Source organism: Pseudomonas anguilliseptica (assembly GCF_900105355.1).
GTDB classification, from domain to species: domain Bacteria; phylum Pseudomonadota; class Gammaproteobacteria; order Pseudomonadales; family Pseudomonadaceae; genus Aquipseudomonas; species Aquipseudomonas anguilliseptica.
Genome location: NZ_FNSC01000001.1, coordinates 336,752 through 354,850 on the forward strand (window position 1 = coordinate 336,752; position 18,099 = coordinate 354,850).

Below are 18,099 nucleotides of genomic sequence, written 5' to 3' on the forward strand. Positions count from 1 at the left end.
GGGCAGAATGCGCGCGTCCTAGGGGAGTAGTCTCCCGCGAGCGCCAGCTCGCCCGGCACGCGTCAACATACTTGCTCGGCAGAGCATGGCGCGTGCGACCCAAGGCCCACTCAGAGGGGCCTGCGGTTTGACAAGACCTATGACACGCACACCTTACCCGGGGCGGGAAGGCTGTACGTGTCATAGCCGTGTCGACCCGCCCCTTTAGGAATGCCTGATGCTCGAATCCCTGTTTGTTCCCACCTTTATCGTTGCCTTGGCCGAAATCGGCGATAAAACGCAGTTGCTCTCTTTACTGCTGGCCGCACGCTTTCGCAAACCGTGGCCCATCATTTGGGGCATCGTGGTCGCCACCCTGGCCAATCATTTCGCCGCCGGCGCTATCGGCAACTGGGTTGCCAGCTTCTTCTCCCCCGCCACCTTGAGTTGGGTTCTTGCCGCAAGCTTTGTTGCCGTAGCGCTGTGGACGCTGATCCCGGACAAGCTGGATGACGACGAAAGCTCCAAACTCAAGCGCTACGGGCCGTTTCTGACCACCCTGATCGCCTTCTTCCTCGCGGAGATGGGCGACAAGACCCAGGTCGCCACGGTGATGCTGGCCGCACAGTACCCGCACTTTATTCTGGTGGTGATCGGCACCACTCTGGGCATGCTGATCGCCAACGTGCCGGTGGTTCTGGCCGGCAACTTTGCGGCGGAACGTTTACCCCTGACCCTGATTCGCCGCCTGGCCGCCTGCGCCTTTGCAGTGCTAGCCGTGTATGCGGGGTATCAGGCGCTGAAATTCAGCGGGCTGATTTGACATCAAGTTGACGCCAGTACACTGGCGTTTCGGCCAATACCTCGGCTTCCAGACGGCTGCTACAGTGCGCAACATCCTGCCCACTCAGCCGTCAGGGAGACACCTATGTCACTGGATGATCGGAAAAAACTGGTACGCCATCATATCGACCTGTCGTGGAACAAAGGCCGCACCGCGTTGGCAGAACAACTGCACAGCAAAGACTTTCTCTACAAAAGCTCGTTTATCGGCCGGCCACTGACCAGCCCCGCCTTTGCCCAGATGGTGCAGGACATCCGCCATGCCATGCCGGATCTGCAGGTGGTGATCGAGGAATGCATCGCCGAGGACAACAAGGTCGTTACCTGGAGCACCCTGATCGGCACCATCCAGAAACCCGCACTTGGCTATCCGCCCAGTGACAAAGTGTTGAGCATTTCGGCCATGGCCTTCTGGACCATTACCCCAAGCAATGAGATTCAGGAAATCTGCACCATGTTCGACATGGAAAGCTTCCGTTCGCAATTGGGTCTGGCCACTCAACCCTTTGCCGCCAAGGCATTACCCTGAACAAATAACCCCCAACAAAAAGCCCCCAATCGGGGGCTTTTTGTTTTCCGCGTTTTAGCGCGCTTGCTCATACAACGGCATGACCTTGGGGATTGCCGCCTGCAGAGAAGCGATTCGACTGCTCGACGAAGGGTGCGTACTCATAAATTCAGGCGGGGCACCTTCGCTGGCTGCGGCCATTTTCTGCCACAGGCTGACCGCGGCATTAGGGTTGTAACCTCCACGGGCTGCCAGCTCCAGGCCGATCAGGTCGGCCTCGTTCTCATTGCCACGACTGTTGGGCAGCATCATGCCGTACTGCACGGCCGCATCGGCCAGGGCCAAACTGTCGGAGCCTAGACCGAGCAAGGCACCCGCACCCTGTTTCGCCAGCTCGACACCATAGGCCTTGGACATCGCCTCACGGCTGTGCTCGCGCAGGGCGTGGGCCATTTCGTGGCCCATGATCGCGGCGATCTCATCGTCGGTGAGCTTGAGCTTCTCGATAATCCCGCTGTAGAAAATGATCTTGCCGCCTGGACCGCAGTTGGCGTTCAGCTCAGGGCTCTTGATCAGGTTGACCTCCCATTGCCACTGCGCCGCATCCGGACGGAACAACGGGGCATGCTTGATCAGGCGATTGGCAATGGTGCGCAGACGTTTGGCGTTATTGCTGGTTTTATCCAGCACGCCCTTGCTGGACGCCTCGCCGAGGGTCTGCTGGTAAGACTGCGCATACATCTGATTGACCTCTTGGGTCGAGAGCATGCTGAACATGTATTGCTTGCGCTCAACACCTACGGCACCGCCACTGGTGGTGTTCACAGCCTGGCAAGCCGTCAGCAGGCTGCAGAGCACCAGGTTGGCCAGACGAAATGGAGTATTCATGTCAGTTCTCCTTCACGACAGGGACCGTATGCTAGGCCGTGCACCAGGGCAACACAACCCGCACGACCTGCACTATGGCCCTCCAGGCTCTTTGCTAGATACAGCGGCGAACTAATGCTTTGAAGTTACGCTGCCGATAAGCCAGGGACAGGCGCAACTGACACGCTGAGGAGTCCCTATGCGATTCAAGTCGATCCAGTCCTCCGTAGCACTTATGGCAGGGGCCAGCATCCTGGCAGTCGTCGTCGCCCTGGTGCTCTATGCCCTATTCGCCGGAGCCCGCACCCAGACCCAGGTACAAGAGCGCACCCAGAGCCTGTTAGAGGGTGTGATCGACCAACGCCTCAACGCCCTGGCCAAAGCTCAGGTCGGCCAGCTGCAGCGCCAGTTTGAACACCCCATGACCGTCGCCAAATCCCTGGCCACCCTCAACAGCCAGATGGGCAGCACTGATGGAAGCCCCGGCATCAGCCTGACCCGCGAAGAGCTGAGCAATCTGGTCGGTGTGTACCTCAAGGCCAACCCGGAACTACTTGATCTCTACATCGGCTGGGAAGCCAACGCTTTCGATCAGGACGACGACCTCTACGTCAATCAGAAGGAAAGCGGCTACGACCACACTGGTCGCTTTATGCCGTGGTGGTATCGGGATGGCGACCAACTGAAGCTCGACGGCCTGACTGTGGAACAGATGGAAAGCGAGGAGGTTCAACCTACCGGCGTGCGCACAGGCGAGTACTACCTGTGCCCCAAGGAAACCGGCAAGCCTTGCGTGATTGACCCGGCCTCCTACGACTTTGGCGGCAAGCAGGTACTGGTCGCCGCCTTCAACGCGCCGATCATGGTCAATGGCCAGTTCCGCGGCATTGCCGGCAATGATCTGGCCTTGGACTTTATTCAAGAACTGCTCACAACCGCCAAAGCCGAGCTGTATGACGGCGCCGGGGAGCTGGCCCTGATTGCCTCCAACGGCACCCTGATCGCCGCAACCCAGGACGCAGCATTGATTGGCCAGCCGGCGAGCAAGGCCATTGATGCCGAGCTGCTGAGTCAGCTCAAGCAGAGCAGTAACGACCAGCCGATCAACAAACTCGACGAAGAACACCAACTCCTCCAACTGCTGCTGCCGCTCCAGGTTGCCGGTACTTCGACACGCTGGACCCTGGCCATCGTGCTGCCGACCAGTGCAGTATTCGCAGACCTGAATGCGCTGCAGGTCGGCCTTACTGAGCAAGCCGAGGCTGACACCCTCGGTATGGCTTTGGTGGGCCTGCTGGCGGCCGGCATTGGCATGCTGGTGATCTGGTTTGTCGGCTATGGCATCGCCCGCCCACTGCGGCAGATGGTGACCATGCTCGACGATATCGCCCAAGGCGACGGCGACTTGACCTGCCGCCTGGAAGTGAACCGCAGTGATGAACTGGGTGATATTGCCAAGGGTTTCAATACCTTCCTCGGCAAGCTGCAAAGCATGATTACTCAAGTAGTCAGCTCGGTACAGAAAGTCAGCGATTCCTCCGAACACACCGCCGACATTGCCATCCGCACCAACACGGGCGTACAGAAGCAGCTGGCGGAGATCGAACTGGTCGCAACCGCCGTGCATGAAATGACCGCCACCGCCCAGGACGTGGCGCGCAACGCCACCCATGCGGCCGAGGCAGCCAATCACGCGGACCGCGCCGCCAATCAGGGCAAGCAGACGGTGCAACACACTGCCGATGCAATCGCCGCCCTGGCGCAGGAAATCGGCCGTGCAGTCACTGTGGTGCAAACGCTGGCCCAGGACAGCGAGAACATCAACGCCATCCTGGTGGCCATTCGCGGGATTGCCGAGCAAACCAACCTGCTGGCACTCAACGCGGCCATCGAGGCGGCACGTGCCGGTGAACAGGGCCGTGGCTTTGCCGTGGTGGCCGATGAAGTGCGCAACCTGGCACAAAAGACCCAGAAGGCCACCGAAGAAATCCAGACCATGATCCAGCAACTGCAACAGGGTACCCGCGATGTGGTCACGGTCATGGAAGACAGCCAGAGCAAGACTGAAATCAGCGTGCAACAGGCCAGCCAGGCCGCCGAAGCGCTGGAATCGATCACCCAGGCGGTCTCGGTGATCAACGATATGAACACCCAGATCGCCAGCGCCGCCGAAGAACAGAGCGCGGTGGCCGAGGACATCAACCGCAACGTCACCAACATTGGTCAGGTGGCCAATGAAGTGGCCGGGGGGGGGGGGGTGACGAAGCCAGCCAGGCCAGCGCCGAACTGACCAAGCTGGCCGAGCAGCAACGCCGCCTGATCAACCAGTTCAAGGTCTGATCACGCCGCAACAAAAAATCGCCAGGAGTGATTTTTGACGTTGCGCAGCAACGGCCACATAGTGGGGCAGCCAGGGATGGCCGGCCACAAAAAGGGCGGACTGCCTGGCAGCACGTCCTTTTTGCGCTCTGTTAATGGCCTAGGCCGGAGTCAGACACTCAGGCGCATCCAGCTTGGGATCATTGATCAGGTTGGCCAGCACCCGCTCGCGCAGCGCCGGTTGCGGGCTCGCCAATAAAGCCTGCAACTCGGCCGCCGGTGTCTCGGCAGCTAGCCAGGCAGCCTGACCAGCCTCATCAAGAATCAGCGGCCGCCGCTGACTGGCCGCTGCCTGAGTCACCACCGCAGCACTCAGATAAACGCAACCCTCAACCGGATAGGCTTCCCACAAGGCCGCAAAATACAGCGGCGTACTCTCACCGGTGAGCCAGTACGGACGCTTGCGCGCCGAGCCGCGCCACTCGTAAAACCCGTTGGCCGGCAACAGGCCGCGACGCAGGCGAAATGCCTCGCGAAACATCGGCTGCTCGGCCAAAGTTTCAGCACGCGCCTGGGCCGGAGTCTTGGTCAGATCAGTCAACCAGGGCGGCGTCAGCCCCCAGCGCGCACGCGTCAACTGGCGCTCACCCTCGACGTTGCGCAACAACAACACCTGGCTATTGGGCGAAATGCTCCAGTGCGGCAGCTGATCAGCAGGAAAACCGGGAATCGCCGCAAATGCAGGCGTCCAACGGAACAGGGCATAACGTCCACACATGGGAAACTCGATAACACTTGAAATAAAGGCAGCAGGGGCGACGCGCCGCAGACCGTAACAGGCTCTTAGCAGAGCAACGTACCCTGGAAGTTATCCGGCTCATCACCGGGCAGCGGCAGCGCAGCATTGTACGCGGCGATCAGCTGTTGTGCGCTGTACGCCTGATCATCCTCAACCATCACCCCAAGCAAGCCGCAGGCGGGCAACTCACCCACCGCACCAGCCAGGTGCTGCCCAGTGAGATAGGCCTCGATCCCTTCACTGGCCAGCATACCCAGCAGCAGCTCGCCTTCCATCAGATCCTGCGGCTCATAGATTCGCTGCATCAGTCATTCTCTCCGCGCACATCCAGGCTCCAGTCCTCACCATCGGTCTGCAGCGAAAACACGATGGGCCGGCAACACACCGGACAGTCTTCGATGTACTGCTGATCGCCGGCAGAAAGGTCAAGCAGCGCCTCTACCTGCTCGCCACAGTAGGGACATTGGTAGTCCTGGCTTTCCAGCATCGCTGCCTCCTTGTGACTTGGCGTTATAATCACCGGTCTATAGCTGGCCCTGCAGTCGCGCACGAGCCATTACTACGCGTGACGACCGGTGCAATAAGCATCTCCACAGCCAACCACAACAAGAGAGCATGATGGGCGAATTCGATGCCATCCGACCTTACGCCGACGCCGAAGTCCCTGCCGTGCTGGCGCGCCTGCTGGCCGACGATGCGTTCCTTGGCATCCTCACCCAGTTTCGCTTCCCGCGCCTTGCGGCACCTTTAGGCTGGCTGCTTAAACCACTTATAGCCTATCGCCTACGTCTTGAGTTTCGTGACGTGAACTCGGTGGCGCAATTGCAGGCGCGCATCGAGAGTTATGTCGACCGCACCATTGAGCAGGCCACCGATGGCGTGAGCTATTCCGGCATCGAGCACCTGCAGGCCGGCAAGGCTTATCTGTTCCTCGCCAACCACCGCGATATAGTCATGGATCCGGCGTTCGTCAATTACGCGGTGTACCACGCGGGCCTGCCTACACCGCGTATCGCCATCGGCGACAACCTGCTGCAGAAGCCCTTCGTCAGCGACCTGATGCGCCTGAACAAGAGCTTTATCGTGCACCGCTCGATCAGCGGACGGCGCGAGAAGCTGGCGGCTTACCAATTGCTCTCGGCCTATATCAATCACTCGATCCGCAACGACGGCGAGTCGATCTGGATCGCCCAGGCCGAAGGCCGCGCCAAGGATGGTGATGACCGCACCGATTCGGCGATCCTCAAGATGTTCCATATGAGTCGTAAGGATGAGCCGTTCGCCGAAGTGATCAATGCCCTGCGCCTGACGCCGGTATCGATCAGCTACGAGTACGACCCCTGCGACCAGGCCAAGGCCCGCGAGCTGTTTATCCGCGCCAGCACTGGCAACTACACCAAGGCGGCGGGCGAGGATGACCAGAGTATTGCCCTCGGCATTACAGGCTACAAAGGCCGCGTGCATGTGCACTTCGGTGCGCCAGTCAGCCAGGGCCTGGAAGACAGCAAGCTGCTGGCGGCGGAAATGGATCGGCAGATTCTCAGCGGTTATCGGCTGTTTCCCGTGCATTACCTGGCCTATGCCATGTGGGCAGATCGCGACCCAGAACTGGCCGTGCCTAACGCTGCTGAGCTATTCCCAGCAGCAGAGCTCAGCGCAGCCAAGAACGAGTGGCAGCGGCGGCTAGCCAACTGCCCGAGCGAGCAGCAGCCCTACCTGATCCTGCAATACGCCAATCCGGTACGTAATCAGTACCGGATCAAGGCTGGTCTGCCGCTGTAGGCAAATCGCAGCCAGAAAAAACGGCAGCCAATGGCTGCCGTTTTTTATTGCCTGAGAAACCAAGTTACAGCTGTGTGCTAAGCCAGGACAGCAGCAATGACGACCCCAGACAGACATAACCAAAGCGATAAAAAAACTGATTCAGGCGCAGTGTCGGCTCATCAAAGGCATAGGCCTCATCCGCCAGTTCATTCAACTGATTGCCCGCCAGCAAGCGGGCCTGCGCACGCTGCTCGCGCAGACGGGTAGCCAGTAGCAGCCAGGCACCCGCCAGGGCGAAAAACAGCGCCAGCCCATTCAGCCACTGCCCAGGCTGACCTTCGATCAGCAACCAGAGCGCTTGCAACGACATGCTCAACCTCGACTACGTCTATAAGGCATGCGCTCAACGGCACGCCTAGTTAGCAACACACCCGATGCAGCATCGGGCAGTCCAAATACGGCCGCGGAGTCTACCGAAGGTTGCCGTACTCGCGGTTCGATTCCGACGAATCGCAGTCGCTATGACCAAGCGGTCTAAACACTGTCATCTTCCTGAGCTATGGTCTAACACTCGTCCCAACGCCTTAGCCAAAAGGCTTCGAGGACGGTGACAGGTTTTAAACATCCATGGAGGAACGCACCATGCTGCACGCGCAACCGCAAGACCGTGACTACCTGATCGATTCGCTGGATGACGTGGAAGCCGTCATCGACGGACTGTCTTTCAATGTGCAGGACGACCACTGGCTGGTCTACTGCGCCATGGGCGGCCATGAGCATTACGCCCTGCCCGACATAGACGCACGCACCGGCATGAGCTTGCCCGAGTTCTACAGCGAGGCTGCCTGAAAGGCCGCAAAACGCAGGTGTAAAAAAGCCCGGAATAATCCGGGCTTTTTCATTACCGCTGCAAGCTTTACTGCGCGAGCATCTGGCCGATGGTCGGGTCCTTGAAGGCACGAGTCAGGGCATCGCTCAACACATCGCTGATCAGCTTGGTATTGGTCGCCTGATTCGGCGCCATACCGAAGCGCTGGTTCAGCGACGCGCCATAACGACCGCTGTAGCGACGGCTGCTGTTTTGCACATCCACGCGGAAGGTGGCGGTCATGTCCGCTTCGGTCACGTACAGGCCTTCTTTCGGCGACTGGTACTTCAGTTCGGCCAGGGTCAGGGTCAGCTGTGGCGCGTTGTAGGCATTGGCGCTTGGGGTAAAGCCGAGCAGACGTACAGCCGCTTCAGCCTGAGCTTGCAGCTTGGGCAGGATGTCCTGGCCGGTCACGCTGATGGCGCTGGTTTCCGGGTAAAGACCACCACGGGTACCCAGCACAGGCGAAGGACGACCATCGGCCACCCGCACCACCACCGGCTGGCCCTGACCAACAGCAGTCAGCGGGCTATTGAGTTTGGGTTGTGGGCTGAGTTGTTGCGGGCTGTGGGCGCAACCCACCAGAGTAAGGCTGGCAACAGCCACCAGACCAAACAGCAGACGATGCAGCATGCTCAACTCTCCATAAATAAGGGGGTGAAGTGGCGCGCAGTATAACCAGCGCGGGAAATGCCTGACAGCGCTGCTTGCTAGGACGCTTATCACGCTCACAGCGTTCCCGTAACGCCCTTGTCATGCGCATCAGGCATAAGACTTTAGTCTTCTATGTTTGTGAGTGATCCGCCATGTTCTCACTGCGCAACCTGCTCGCCCCACGCCGCCCGATGCGCTCATTTGCCCTGGTCGATGCGCAAGGCACTTGCCGCGCCCTGCGCCAGTCAGCCCAGGTGCCACAAGGCTCCGGCTGGATTGAGGTGCGACACAGCTGCCTGAGCTGGCTCAATCGACCGCTGCCAGCCGGCGTCAGAACCATGCAGGTCACGCCATGCCTGCGCTTGCAACAAACGCTGGCAGCCTGACCAGCGGAAGAAGAAAAGTCACGCCAGGCGATCAATTTTCCTGCTTTGCCCTTATAATCGCGCCCCGATTATAAGGACGCCTCCTGTTCGGGCCCTGCCGTCACGCTGATGCACCATTCATCGGCCGCGCCCCAGAGAGTCGCCCACTTCGCGCTGCCTTCCGGCAGCCGCTTTTTCCCACTGTGAAATGCCATGCAGTCGCTGCAGTCGCTGCAGTGGTTGCTTCATATCGTGGAAAAGTCGGCCCAGGCAGACGTATTTTGAGGTTCACGACTCCAAAAGAGCGTGAAAAAACGGTTTGGAAAACTTCACAAGAGTGTGGCGAAAATGAACGATCTCGCGGTTGGCATCTGCCCCCAGAAGCCTGCTTCCTTCAACCCTGAGCGTCTCGCCGACTGCTGATTGGCTGTGTGCATACATAAGCTGACTAACGTCTATTGAGTGCTGGTTTGCGGAGAAGTGGTAATGGCGCAAAACGATTACGAAACAATGGATGTGGTGCTGGTTGGTGCCGGCATCATGAGTGCGACCCTGGCCGTGCTGCTGAAAGAGCTCGACCCGGCGATCAAGCTGGAAGTGCTTGAAATGATGGCCTCCGGAGCGATCGAAAGCTCCAACCCTTGGAACAACGCGGGCACCGGCCACGCGGGCCTGTGCGAGCTGAACTACACGCCGGAGTCGGCGGACGGTTCGATCGACATCAAGAAATCGGTGACCATCAACACCCAGTTCGAAGAATCCAAGCAGTTCTGGGCCTACCTGGTCGAGAAAGGCCGCTTCGGTTCGCCCAAGTCGTTTATCAACCCGGTTCCACACCTGAGCTTCGTTCGCGGCCAGAAAGGTATCGACTACCTGAAGAAGCGCTTCGAAGCGCTGACCGCGCACCACGCCTTCGCCGAGATGGAATACACCGAAGACCGCGCCACCATGGCCGAATGGATGCCGCTGATGCTGCCGGGGCGCGACCCGAACGAGCCGATTGCCGCCACCCGCGTCATGGCCGGTACCGACGTCAACTTCGGCACCCTGACCAAGCACCTGCTCGACCACCTCGGCCAGCAGGCAGACGCCAAAGTGACCTGCAGCCAGAAGGTTGTCGGCCTCAAGCGCAATACCGATGGCTGGCGCGTCAGCGTCAAGGACCAGCAGAACGGCCGCAGCCGTGAAATTCAGGCCAAGTTCGTCTTCCTCGGCGCCGGCGGCGCTGCCCTGCCGCTGCTGCAGATGTCCGGCATTCCGGAAGGCAAAGGCTTTGGCGGCTTCCCGGTCAGCGGCCAGTGGCTGCGTTGCGACAACCCGGAAGTGGTCAAACAGCACCAGGCCAAGGTCTACAGCCAGGCCGCAGTCGGCTCGCCGCCGATGTCGGTACCGCACTTGGACACCCGCGTTGTGGATGGCAAGACCTCGCTGCTGTTCGGCCCTTACGCCGGCTTCTCGACCAAGTTCCTGCGTCACGGCTCTTTCCTCGACCTGCCACTTTCGGTACGCCCGAACAACATCGGCCCGATGCTGGCAGTGGCGCGCGACAACTTCGACCTGACCCGCTACCTGGTCAAGGAAGTGCTGCAGTCCGAAGAGCAACGCCTGGAAACGCTGCGCGGTTTCTACCCAGAGGCCAAAGCCGAAGACTGGCGCCTGGAGATGGCTGGCCAACGTGTGCAGATCATCAAGAAGGACGCGAAGAATGGCGGCATCCTGCAGTTCGGTACCGAACTGGTGGCTGCCCAGGACGGCTCCATCGCCGCCCTGCTCGGTGCATCGCCAGGTGCTTCGGTGACGGTCTCGATCATGCTCGACCTGATCCAGCGCTGCTTCGGCGCGCAGGTAAAATCAGAGCAGTGGAGCAGCAAGCTGAACGAGATCTTCCCAGCCATGGGTGCAGTGCTCGCCAGCGATGCCGAGCGCTACCGCGAAGTGCAGTCGCGCTCCGACGCGTTGCTGCAGCTGGAACAAACCGTCAGCGCCTAAACCGCCTGAAAATAAAAAATTGCAGGGAGCAATTTTTAACGTCGCGCCAGCGACGGCCGCCAGGGATAGCAGGCAATAAAAAACCGCCTCTCGGGGCGGTTTTTTATGTCCTCAGCAATCAGTCCACCGCGTGTTCAGGCCGAGGCAGCCATTGACCGGAAGCTGAAGTAATGGCGCAGGGCATCGACCATCTCGACATAGTCGCCCGGCGGGGCTACCAGGGCAAAACCTGAGTCATAGCAGCCTGGGGTGACATCCTCGCGGGACCATTGGCAGGTAGCAGAGAAATCGATGTAGTGCGGCGCATCGTGCCCGGGGATCTTCAGGCGCATATCAAAACGCGCGCCCACTAGCAGGGGCAGCTGGCTGATCAGCATCAGGCCGTCCACGGAGACGTTACCGATATAGCCCATGGGCTTGTCGGTGATGCGATTGAACACCTTCAGGTAGTAGGGCAACTGATGGCGTTCGATACTCCGCTGGATATGCTTTGGCATAGTGGCAAATCGCTATAGACGGCCATTGAGTATGGCCTCACTACTGCGCTTAAACCAGTTTCAGGAACAGCGTTCAGACACCCGGCTCTGCAGCTGCTGACGAGCGGTATCGACATGTTCATCACTGTAATAACTGCGTTGACCATCCGCTTCGGTGCGGTAATAGCTGCGCCCTTCGGGAATCGAGGCCAGTTTCTTGCGCATCTCGCGACACTCCTCGGCGCGCTTGGCCTGGTTTTCCGCAGCCAACGCAGACGCCTGCGCCTGCTCCTCGCGACGCGCGTCATAGAAACGACTGGCACGCTCTTCACGCTCACGAGTCAGTTGGTCACGTTCGACCACCTGCGGCTTGACCTCAATCTGCTGAGCCCCTGCCGCCGAAGGCCGCTGACCGAAATGCACCTGGCCATTGGCATCGGTCCAACGATAGATTTCCGCAGCCGCCAACCCCGGCAATAACAACAGGCACAACAAGACGCGCATGGATTCCCTCCCGTAAAGTCTCAGCTTACTGCCGAGAGTAGCCTTTTATGGCCTGTGACGACCAGCGGTCAGGGCTTGACCGGATTGACTTTGACGGCCACATCGACGCCGTCATGCCCCAACTGACGCAGGGTGTCCATACGCGCGCGGGCCCGATAGGCGTACTCACTGGCCGGGTAGTGGGTGACGATAAACTGGTAGGTCTGCATGGCATCGACAAACAGCGCCTGACGCTCCAGACACTGGCCGCGCAGCAGGGAGATTTCCGGCTGCATATAGCGCCGCGAGCGGCTGTTACGCTCGGCCTTGGACAGCGACAGGATGGCCGCCTCGCACTCACCGCGGTCGTAGGCCTGGTAGGCACTATTGAGGTGGTGATCAAACGAGTAACGGTTGCACCCCGCTAAACCCACCACCAGCAGAACAATAAACAGTATGCGCATAAGCCTCTCCTCCGATGAGCAGTGTATCGACTGCCCGGGGAAATTCTGCAGCAACATATCCTCTGATGGGTAATGCCGCCAGCCACTTGGCCGCGGCCTACACGCCTGACTAGACTGGCGCGCAACGGCCATTGCGCCCAGGAGTTGTCATGTCGTCTTCCTCTCGCCTGCTAGTGCTATTGTGTACCTCCCTCTTGAGCGCCTGCTCGCCCACCACACCACTGTTTATTGCGCAGATCACCACCAACGAAGTGGTCGAATACAAAACCCTGAAGAACAACAGGATGCTCGCCGCCATCGAGGATGAAGGCGACCTGCTGACCTACAGCGCCCAGGCCATCCGCGATGCCAAGAGTGAACAGGCCGAGCAGCTGTACCTCACCGGTTACCGTGACGAGAAGCTCAGCGATGAGGTGCGCGCCATCTCGCTTTATCAGATCGGCCTGCTCTATATGAACCGTTTCAACGAGCAGCGCGATGACAACAAGGCGCTCAACTATTTCTATCAGGTGCTCAACCAGTTCCCCGCCAGCCGCGCTGCCGAACGAGCCGAGGCGCGGATTGTGATGATCCGCGAACGCGCAGACGAGCCCGTGCACAAGACCTCACGCGAACTACTGGCGCACTGGAAACCCAACCAGCAATTTGACCTGTACAAGCCCAGCCTCGATACGGACATGACCCTGCTGTCGCGCCGCGCCGTGCTGAAAAACCGTGTCAATGAAGCTGAAGAACTGTACCTGCTCGCCTTGAGCGATCCAGGCATCCCCGCCGACATCAAGGAAAAGGCCCTGTACCAGCTCGGCCTGATGTACCTGGCCCCGGATAACCCACGGGCCAGCCGCGACAAGGCCATCACCTACCTGCGTCGTCTACTGGTGCAGTTTCCCAATAGCAACCTGAATACCAAGACCGCCCGCCATCTGGATCAGGCACTTAATCGCTAAGAACCTGTTTACGATCTAGCGAGCTAGAGACCTGCAAGGCGCTACGTAGTAACAGCCTTCGGCTGGTCAAAACGGCGAGGAGGCGGAGTGTACTGTTGTACATGAGCATTACTCGCTTCGCTCGCCCTGCGGGTCGCGCTAAAGCGCGTTAGCCCCTAGTGGCTTGCCGAGCCTGTTTTTAACGCCGCAGGGCCGACGCGCAGCAGATCGTATAGAGGTTCTGGTAGTGCAGAGGAACAATGACTACAGGGTTGCGGCATAGTAGCCTCGTGCTCAGCTGCCACTCAGGAGTCTGTGCATGACCTTTCGCCGCACCAAAATCGTCGCCACCCTCGGCCCAGCCAGCAACGCGCCGGAAATTCTGGAGCAACTGATCATCGCTGGCCTGGATGTCGCCCGCCTGAATTTCTCCCACGGCTCGCCCGATGAGCACAAAGCACGCGCCAAGCTGGTGCGTGAGCTGGCTGCCAAGCACGGTCGCCACGTTGCCCTGCTCGGTGACCTGCAAGGCCCGAAAATCCGCATCGCCAAATTCGCCAACAAGCGCATCGAGCTCAAACTTGGCGATCGCTTTACCTTCTCCACCAGCCATCCGCTGACTGCCGGCACCCAGGACATCGTCGGCATCGACTACCCGGATCTGGTCAAGGATTGCGGCGTTGGTGACGAGTTGTTGCTCGACGACGGCCGTGTGGTGATGCGAGTAGAAACCGCAACCGCAGACGCCCTGCACTGCGAAGTGATCATCGGCGGCCCGTTGTCCGACCATAAGGGTATCAACCGCCGTGGCGGCGGCCTGACTGCGCCAGCCCTGACTGAGAAAGATAAAGCCGACATCAAACTGGCTGCCGAGATGCAGTTGGATTACCTGGCCGTGTCCTTCCCGCGTGATGCCGATGACATGCACTACGCGCGCAAGCTGCGTGACGAAGCCGGCGGCACTGCCTGGCTGGTGGCCAAGATCGAGCGCGCCGAAGCGGTGGCTGACGACGAAACCCTCGACGGCCTGATCCGCGCCAGTGATGCGGTGATGGTGGCTCGTGGCGACCTGGGCGTGGAGATCGGCGACGCCGAACTGTGCGGCATCCAGAAGAAAATCATTCTGCACGCGCGTCGCCACAACAAGGCGGTGATCACGGCCACGCAGATGATGGAGTCGATGATCCAGAATCCGATGCCAACCCGCGCGGAAGTCTCCGACGTGGCCAACGCCGTACTCGACTACACCGATGCGGTGATGCTGTCGGCAGAAAGCGCCGCCGGCGCCTACCCGCTGGAAGCCGTGCAGGCCATGGCACGCATCTGCCTGGGCGCGGAAAAGCACCCGACCAGCAAGAAATCCAGCCACCGCATGGGCACCGAGTTCGAGCGCTGCGACGAAAGCATTGCCCTGGCAGCCATGTACACGGCCAACCACTTCCCCGGCGTCAAGGCGATCATCGCCCTGACCGAAAGTGGCTACACGCCGCTGATCATGTCGCGCATCCGTTCTTCGGTGCCGATCTTCGCCTTCTCCCCGCACCGCGAAACCCAGGCCCGTGCGGCCATGTTCCGCGGCGTCTACACCGTGCCGTTCGACCCAGCCGCCCTGCAACCGGCGCAAGTCAGCCAGGCCGCAGTGGACGAGCTGCTCAAGCGTGGCGTGGTGCAGGCCGGTGACTGGGTGATCCTGACCAAGGGCGACAGTTACCACACCATCGGCGGCACCAACACCATGAAGCTGCTGCATGTCGGCGAAGCCTTGGTATAAACCGCAAGCCACGCAAAAGGCCGCTCAATCGAGCGGCCTTTTTGTTTGCCTCTGGGCATCAGACGAACTTGCTGAAGTCCGGCGTGCGCCGCTGCATAAAAGCTGTCAACGCCTCGATGGCTTCCGGCGAACGCAGGCGTTGGCCGAACAAGGCCCCCTCCTCCTCGATTACCCGGCGCAATTGCTCGCGGTCCGGTGCGCGCATCAGGCGTTTGCTATCCGCCACTGCTGCCGGTGCCAGTTGCTGAAAGCGCAGGGCCATTTCACGGGCCTTGGCCAGGGTTGCCTCACCGCTATCCAGCGCCTGATTGGCGATGCCCCAGGTTGCGGCCTGCTCACCGGTAAAGCTCTGCCCGAGCAACAGTAGTTCGGCAGCACGGGCGTGGCCGAGCAAACGCGGCAGAATCAGGCTGGATCCGTACTCGGGGCACAGGCCAAGGTTGACGAAGGGCATCTTCAGCGTGGCATCACGGCTGACATACACCAGATCGCAATGCAGCAGCATGGTCGTGCCGATGCCCACTGCAGGGCCGCTGGCGGCGGCCACCACTGGCTTGCTGAACTCGAACAGCGCCAGCATAAACTGGAACACTTCGCTGCCCAGGCCAGTGGGCGGTGCCTGGATAAAGTCGGCGACATCATTGCCGCTGGTAAAGCAGCTCTCACCGCCGGTGATCAGCACGGCGCGCACGCTTTTATCCTGATCGGCCTGCACCAGCACTTCGGCCATGCCGCTGTACATGGCGCGGGTCAGGGCATTCTTCTTGTCGGGGCGGTGCATGCGCAGGGTCAGCAGGCCTTGCTCACGCTCAACCAGCAGGTGCTCGCTCATCATCAATCCTCACGGCAGGCCACCTGCGCGCTGAAAACCTGAACGGCTAGCGCGCGTGGGGCAAAAAAACGTCAGCAAAAACCTGGCCACGCGGTAAACCCGCCAGATACAGGCGGCGCGCAAAGGTTTCGACGCTGTCGGGGGGGCCGCAGAGTAAGGCGACGGTTTGCCGTGAAACAAGGCGCAGTTCGGCCAAAGCAGCCGGCAACTCGGCCGCCACAAGCAGCTCGACCTGCAGCTGCGGATGGCTGGCCGCCAGCGCCTGCAAGGGCTCAGCCAGGTAATGCGCTGATGCATCGTGGGCCAGGTGAATAACCCGGATCGCACCCTGATGCTCCTGGCGTAGCGCCTCACGCAGCACCCCGTACAGCGGCGCCAGGCCGGTTCCGGCGGCCATCAGCCAGAGCGGACGGGCTTGCCAGTCCGGGTCATAGTGCAAGGCCGCGCCACGCAACTCGCCCAGACGCAGACCATCGCCCGGCTGAAACGCCCGCGCCGCGCTGGCAAAGGCGCCGCCATGACGGCAGTCGATATGGAACTCCAACCAAGGTTCATCGCCCGGCACACTGGCCAGCGAATAGGGCCGGGCAATGCCGTCCTCAGTCCAGAGTTGCAGGTGCTGGCCGGCGCTGTAGCGCAGTGGCCGCTGTGGGGTCAGGCGCAGACGCAACACATCGCTGCTGAGCCAGTCGCAACTGTGAATAACGGCTGGAGCCGCATCACGCAGCGGGTCGAACACTTCGATCTGCACGTCCTCGACTACCCGGCACTGGCAAGCCAGGCACCAACCCTGTTCACGCCGCGCAGCGTCCAGGGCTTCCGGCTTTGCATCAAACAGCTCGCCGCCCACACAGCGCACCAGGCAGGCATGGCAACTGCCCGCGCGGCAGCTGTAGGTCACGGCGATGCCGGCAGCCAGCAGGCTGTCCAACAGGTTACTGGCGGGGGCGACCTCAAGGCAGCGATCAGCGGCCCGTAACTCAGGCATCCACATCCTCCCAGGTCGCCGCGCAACGGTTACGCCCGTCGCGTTTGGCCTGGTACAGCGCCTGATCGGCACGTTGCAGGGCTTCGTCGAGATCATCGTGCACGGTCAGCAGGGTCATGCCGATGGACACGCTCAGACTGGCTACCTTCACGCCCAGCGGCTCGGCGCGGCTAAAGGCCTCACGCAGACGCTCGCAGCAGGCGGTGAACTGATCAGCTTCGGTATTGGGCAACAACAACACAAATTCCTCACCGCCGTAGCGGGCTACCACATCACCATCGCGCAAGCAGGCGCGGGCGACGGCGGCGAACGTCTGCAGAACCCGATCCCCTGCGGCGTGGCCGTGAATATCGTTGATCCGCTTGAAATGATCCAGATCGAGCAACGCCAGGCCATGCTGGCGCCCATGATGCAGCCCTTCCAACTCGCGGCTGGCCAGACGCAGAAAGTGCCGACGGTTGCACAGCCCGGTCAATTCATCGGTGGCGGCCAAGTCTTCCAGCTGACGCATCATGCCACGCAGCGTGTCCTGATGCGCCTGCAGGGCAAAACGCCGCTGGCGCATGGCCTGGGCGTAACTGGCAAACAGGCACAGCCAGACCAGCACCACCGCCAGTACGCACGCCTGCATCAACGCCACGCGCGGCTCGCTCAGCTGCAGGGTATAGGCTTCATACAGGTTCAAGCCGGCAAAGCCGAAAAAGGCAAACAGCGCGCAACGGGCGAAGACCCGCGGCGGCAACTGAAACACGCCGAACAGCAGAATCAGCAGATAGATCACCAGCATGCTGCCGCGGCCTTCGCTGAACAGCGACAGCAGCACGGTCAGCCAGGCCAACGCCACCAGCACCTGGGGTTCAGTCAGGCTGGGGTCGGCCAAACGCAGATTGAGGCGGGACAGAAACAGCCCGAGAAACGCCAGCTGGCTAAGCGCGGCCAGGGCAGTGATGGTCAAAGTGGTTAGGAGAGAGGCATGAAACAGCCCAGCAAATACGCCGATCCAGCACAACAGCCCAGTCAGTGCATAGGTGGCCACTGCCATGCCGAAACGCTTCAGCAGCAGGCTTTGCAGAGTTCGCTGGGTTACCCGCTGGCTACTTAGGCTCATGGGTTTATGGGCTCCGTCCCATGCTGGCATCTAGCCGCCACTGTACCCCTGTGATCACCGAATGCCTAGGCCGCTGCCGCGTCATTAGTCGGCTCA

General features: G+C 60.6%; 21 protein-coding genes, 1 pseudogene and 1 riboswitch. Of the genes and pseudogenes, 10 read left to right on the top strand and 12 right to left on the bottom strand.

The annotated features are described in order from the left end of the window. Positions 1 to 9: 9 nt before the first annotated feature. Positions 10 to 146, top strand: a riboswitch (yybP-ykoY riboswitch). 71 nt (positions 147 to 217) lie between these two features. Both BLW24_RS01730 and BLW24_RS01735 read left to right on the top strand, forming a co-directional pair. Then, positions 218 to 802, top strand: a complete 585-nt coding sequence (locus BLW24_RS01730; protein WP_090375904.1) for a TMEM165/GDT1 family protein — start codon at positions 218 to 220, stop codon at positions 800 to 802. A gap of 105 nt (positions 803 to 907) precedes the next feature. Further along, entirely contained in the window at positions 908 to 1,351 is a 444-nt protein-coding gene (locus tag BLW24_RS01735; RefSeq protein ID WP_090375907.1) for a ketosteroid isomerase-related protein, read from the top strand. 54 nt (positions 1,352 to 1,405) lie between these two features. On the opposite strand, the gene BLW24_RS01740 is transcribed toward BLW24_RS01735, so the two are convergent. Beyond that, entirely contained in the window at positions 1,406 to 2,218 is an 813-nt protein-coding gene (locus BLW24_RS01740) for a M48 family metallopeptidase (RefSeq protein ID WP_090375909.1), read from the bottom strand. Between the two features lie 1,351 nt (positions 2,219 to 3,569). Between BLW24_RS01740 and BLW24_RS27055 the strand changes: the two are divergent. Both BLW24_RS27055 and BLW24_RS27060 read left to right on the top strand, forming a co-directional pair. Further along, a pseudogene (locus BLW24_RS27055) lies at positions 3,570 to 3,626 on the top strand (hypothetical protein); the annotation flags it as partial. A 201-nt stretch (positions 3,627 to 3,827) separates the two neighbouring features. Beyond that, the gene (locus BLW24_RS27060; RefSeq protein ID WP_420875019.1) at positions 3,828 to 4,487 is read left to right on the top strand and encodes a methyl-accepting chemotaxis protein; all 660 of its coding nucleotides are present in this window, start codon (positions 3,828 to 3,830) and stop codon (positions 4,485 to 4,487) included. Positions 4,488 to 4,676: 189 nt separating this feature from the next. On the opposite strand, the gene BLW24_RS01750 is transcribed toward BLW24_RS27060, so the two are convergent. The 3 genes from BLW24_RS01750 to BLW24_RS01760 all read right to left on the bottom strand — a co-directional run bounded on the left by BLW24_RS01750 (position 4,677) and on the right by BLW24_RS01760 (position 5,802). Next, positions 4,677 to 5,294, bottom strand: coding sequence for an SOS response-associated peptidase (locus BLW24_RS01750; protein ID WP_090375911.1), 618 nt, complete (start codon positions 5,292 to 5,294; stop codon positions 4,677 to 4,679). 65 nt (positions 5,295 to 5,359) lie between these two features. Then, positions 5,360 to 5,620, bottom strand: coding sequence for a putative signal transducing protein (locus BLW24_RS01755; RefSeq protein ID WP_090375913.1), 261 nt, complete (start codon positions 5,618 to 5,620; stop codon positions 5,360 to 5,362). Continuing rightward, positions 5,620 to 5,802 carry a CPXCG motif-containing cysteine-rich protein gene (locus BLW24_RS01760; protein ID WP_090375916.1) on the bottom strand — a complete coding sequence of 61 codons (183 nt, stop codon included), beginning with the start codon at positions 5,800 to 5,802 and terminating at the stop codon, positions 5,620 to 5,622. The genes BLW24_RS01755 and BLW24_RS01760 overlap by 1 nt, the downstream gene beginning before the upstream one ends. 128 nt (positions 5,803 to 5,930) lie before the next feature. Here BLW24_RS01760 and BLW24_RS01765 point away from each other — a divergent pair, with 128 nt between their 5' ends. Continuing rightward, the gene (locus BLW24_RS01765) at positions 5,931 to 7,097 is read left to right on the top strand and encodes a 1-acyl-sn-glycerol-3-phosphate acyltransferase (RefSeq protein ID WP_167360309.1); all 1,167 of its coding nucleotides are present in this window, start codon (positions 5,931 to 5,933) and stop codon (positions 7,095 to 7,097) included. Positions 7,098 to 7,161: 64 nt separating this feature from the next. Here the strand turns inward: BLW24_RS01765 and BLW24_RS01770 are convergent, their stop codons facing one another. Continuing rightward, entirely contained in the window at positions 7,162 to 7,449 is a 288-nt protein-coding gene (locus BLW24_RS01770) for a hypothetical protein (protein ID WP_090375921.1), read from the bottom strand. 272 nt (positions 7,450 to 7,721) lie between these two features. On the opposite strand from BLW24_RS01770, the gene BLW24_RS01775 reads away from it, so the two are divergent. Then, positions 7,722 to 7,928 (top strand): hypothetical protein, encoded by a 207-nt coding sequence (locus tag BLW24_RS01775; protein ID WP_090375924.1) that lies wholly within the window; start codon positions 7,722 to 7,724, stop codon positions 7,926 to 7,928. 67 nt (positions 7,929 to 7,995) lie between these two features. Here BLW24_RS01775 and BLW24_RS01780 read toward each other — a convergent pair whose 3' ends face one another. Further along, positions 7,996 to 8,580: a YajG family lipoprotein gene (locus BLW24_RS01780; protein WP_090375928.1), complete on the bottom strand. Its 585-nt coding sequence runs from the start codon at positions 8,578 to 8,580 to the stop codon at positions 7,996 to 7,998. Between the two features lie 173 nt (positions 8,581 to 8,753). On the opposite strand from BLW24_RS01780, the gene BLW24_RS01785 reads away from it, so the two are divergent. Together BLW24_RS01785 and mqo are read left to right on the top strand one after the other, a co-directional pair. Continuing rightward, the gene (locus tag BLW24_RS01785) at positions 8,754 to 8,987 is read left to right on the top strand and encodes a hypothetical protein (RefSeq protein ID WP_090375931.1); all 234 of its coding nucleotides are present in this window, start codon (positions 8,754 to 8,756) and stop codon (positions 8,985 to 8,987) included. 465 nt (positions 8,988 to 9,452) lie between these two features. Further along, positions 9,453 to 10,955, top strand: a complete 1,503-nt coding sequence (gene mqo, locus BLW24_RS01790; RefSeq protein ID WP_090375934.1) for a malate dehydrogenase (quinone) — start codon at positions 9,453 to 9,455, stop codon at positions 10,953 to 10,955. Between the two features lie 134 nt (positions 10,956 to 11,089). Here mqo and BLW24_RS01795 read toward each other — a convergent pair whose 3' ends face one another. The 3 genes from BLW24_RS01795 to BLW24_RS01805 form a co-directional block, all read right to left on the bottom strand. Further along, a complete protein-coding gene (locus BLW24_RS01795; RefSeq protein WP_090375937.1) occupies positions 11,090 to 11,452 on the bottom strand; it encodes a PilZ domain-containing protein in 363 nt (120 codons plus the stop codon). Between the two features lie 60 nt (positions 11,453 to 11,512). Then, the gene (locus BLW24_RS01800) at positions 11,513 to 11,935 is read right to left on the bottom strand and encodes a DUF4124 domain-containing protein (protein WP_090375941.1); all 423 of its coding nucleotides are present in this window, start codon (positions 11,933 to 11,935) and stop codon (positions 11,513 to 11,515) included. Between the two features lie 68 nt (positions 11,936 to 12,003). Further along, complete coding sequence (locus tag BLW24_RS01805; RefSeq protein WP_090375944.1) at positions 12,004 to 12,378, bottom strand: outer membrane protein assembly factor BamD; 375 nt, start codon at positions 12,376 to 12,378, stop codon at positions 12,004 to 12,006. 149 nt (positions 12,379 to 12,527) lie between these two features. Between BLW24_RS01805 and BLW24_RS01810 the strand changes: the two genes are divergently transcribed. After that, positions 12,528 to 13,325 (top strand): tetratricopeptide repeat protein, encoded by a 798-nt coding sequence (locus BLW24_RS01810; RefSeq protein WP_090375946.1) that lies wholly within the window; start codon positions 12,528 to 12,530, stop codon positions 13,323 to 13,325. Positions 13,326 to 13,623: 298 nt separating this feature from the next. Further along, complete coding sequence (gene pyk, locus BLW24_RS01815) at positions 13,624 to 15,075, top strand: pyruvate kinase (RefSeq protein WP_090375948.1); 1,452 nt, start codon at positions 13,624 to 13,626, stop codon at positions 15,073 to 15,075. Positions 15,076 to 15,133: 58 nt separating this feature from the next. Here the strand turns inward: pyk and BLW24_RS01820 are convergent, their stop codons facing one another. The 3 genes from BLW24_RS01820 to BLW24_RS01830 are packed head-to-tail and all read right to left on the bottom strand — an operon-like array spanning position 15,134 to position 18,003. Then, positions 15,134 to 15,907 (bottom strand): enoyl-CoA hydratase, encoded by a 774-nt coding sequence (locus tag BLW24_RS01820; RefSeq protein WP_090375951.1) that lies wholly within the window; start codon positions 15,905 to 15,907, stop codon positions 15,134 to 15,136. A gap of 46 nt (positions 15,908 to 15,953) precedes the next feature. Further along, positions 15,954 to 16,895, bottom strand: a complete 942-nt coding sequence (locus BLW24_RS01825) for an iron-sulfur-binding ferredoxin reductase (protein WP_090387601.1) — start codon at positions 16,893 to 16,895, stop codon at positions 15,954 to 15,956. After that, the gene (locus tag BLW24_RS01830) at positions 16,888 to 18,003 is read right to left on the bottom strand and encodes a GGDEF domain-containing protein (protein WP_090375956.1); all 1,116 of its coding nucleotides are present in this window, start codon (positions 18,001 to 18,003) and stop codon (positions 16,888 to 16,890) included. Before BLW24_RS01830 ends, BLW24_RS01825 begins: the two co-directional genes overlap by 8 nt. Between the last annotated feature and the right edge of the window lie 96 nt (positions 18,004 to 18,099).

Bases quoted from the DNA above. Each gene is read 5' to 3' on its own strand.
- BLW24_RS01730 (WP_090375904.1), top strand. From the start codon at position 218: ATGCTCGAATCCCTGTTTGTTCCCACCTTTATCGTTGCCTTGGCCGAA.
- BLW24_RS01735 (WP_090375907.1), top strand. From the start codon at position 908: ATGTCACTGGATGATCGGAAAAAACTGGTACGCCATCATATCGACCTG.
- BLW24_RS01740 (WP_090375909.1), bottom strand. From the start codon at position 2,218: ATGAATACTCCATTTCGTCTGGCCAACCTGGTGCTCTGCAGCCTGCTG.
- BLW24_RS27060 (WP_420875019.1), top strand. From the start codon at position 3,828: ATGACCGCCACCGCCCAGGACGTGGCGCGCAACGCCACCCATGCGGCC.
- BLW24_RS01750 (WP_090375911.1), bottom strand. From the start codon at position 5,294: ATGTGTGGACGTTATGCCCTGTTCCGTTGGACGCCTGCATTTGCGGCG.
- BLW24_RS01755 (WP_090375913.1), bottom strand. From the start codon at position 5,620: ATGCAGCGAATCTATGAGCCGCAGGATCTGATGGAAGGCGAGCTGCTG.
- BLW24_RS01760 (WP_090375916.1), bottom strand. From the start codon at position 5,802: ATGCTGGAAAGCCAGGACTACCAATGTCCCTACTGTGGCGAGCAGGTA.
- BLW24_RS01765 (WP_167360309.1), top strand. From the start codon at position 5,931: ATGATGGGCGAATTCGATGCCATCCGACCTTACGCCGACGCCGAAGTC.
- BLW24_RS01770 (WP_090375921.1), bottom strand. From the start codon at position 7,449: ATGTCGTTGCAAGCGCTCTGGTTGCTGATCGAAGGTCAGCCTGGGCAG.
- BLW24_RS01775 (WP_090375924.1), top strand. From the start codon at position 7,722: ATGCTGCACGCGCAACCGCAAGACCGTGACTACCTGATCGATTCGCTG.
- BLW24_RS01780 (WP_090375928.1), bottom strand. From the start codon at position 8,580: ATGCTGCATCGTCTGCTGTTTGGTCTGGTGGCTGTTGCCAGCCTTACT.
- BLW24_RS01785 (WP_090375931.1), top strand. From the start codon at position 8,754: ATGTTCTCACTGCGCAACCTGCTCGCCCCACGCCGCCCGATGCGCTCA.
- mqo (WP_090375934.1), top strand. From the start codon at position 9,453: ATGGCGCAAAACGATTACGAAACAATGGATGTGGTGCTGGTTGGTGCC.
- BLW24_RS01795 (WP_090375937.1), bottom strand. From the start codon at position 11,452: ATGCCAAAGCATATCCAGCGGAGTATCGAACGCCATCAGTTGCCCTAC.
- BLW24_RS01800 (WP_090375941.1), bottom strand. From the start codon at position 11,935: ATGCGCGTCTTGTTGTGCCTGTTGTTATTGCCGGGGTTGGCGGCTGCG.
- BLW24_RS01805 (WP_090375944.1), bottom strand. From the start codon at position 12,378: ATGCGCATACTGTTTATTGTTCTGCTGGTGGTGGGTTTAGCGGGGTGC.
- BLW24_RS01810 (WP_090375946.1), top strand. From the start codon at position 12,528: ATGTCGTCTTCCTCTCGCCTGCTAGTGCTATTGTGTACCTCCCTCTTG.
- pyk (WP_090375948.1), top strand. From the start codon at position 13,624: ATGACCTTTCGCCGCACCAAAATCGTCGCCACCCTCGGCCCAGCCAGC.
- BLW24_RS01820 (WP_090375951.1), bottom strand. From the start codon at position 15,907: ATGAGCGAGCACCTGCTGGTTGAGCGTGAGCAAGGCCTGCTGACCCTG.
- BLW24_RS01825 (WP_090387601.1), bottom strand. From the start codon at position 16,895: ATGCCTGAGTTACGGGCCGCTGATCGCTGCCTTGAGGTCGCCCCCGCC.
- BLW24_RS01830 (WP_090375956.1), bottom strand. From the start codon at position 18,003: ATGAGCCTAAGTAGCCAGCGGGTAACCCAGCGAACTCTGCAAAGCCTG.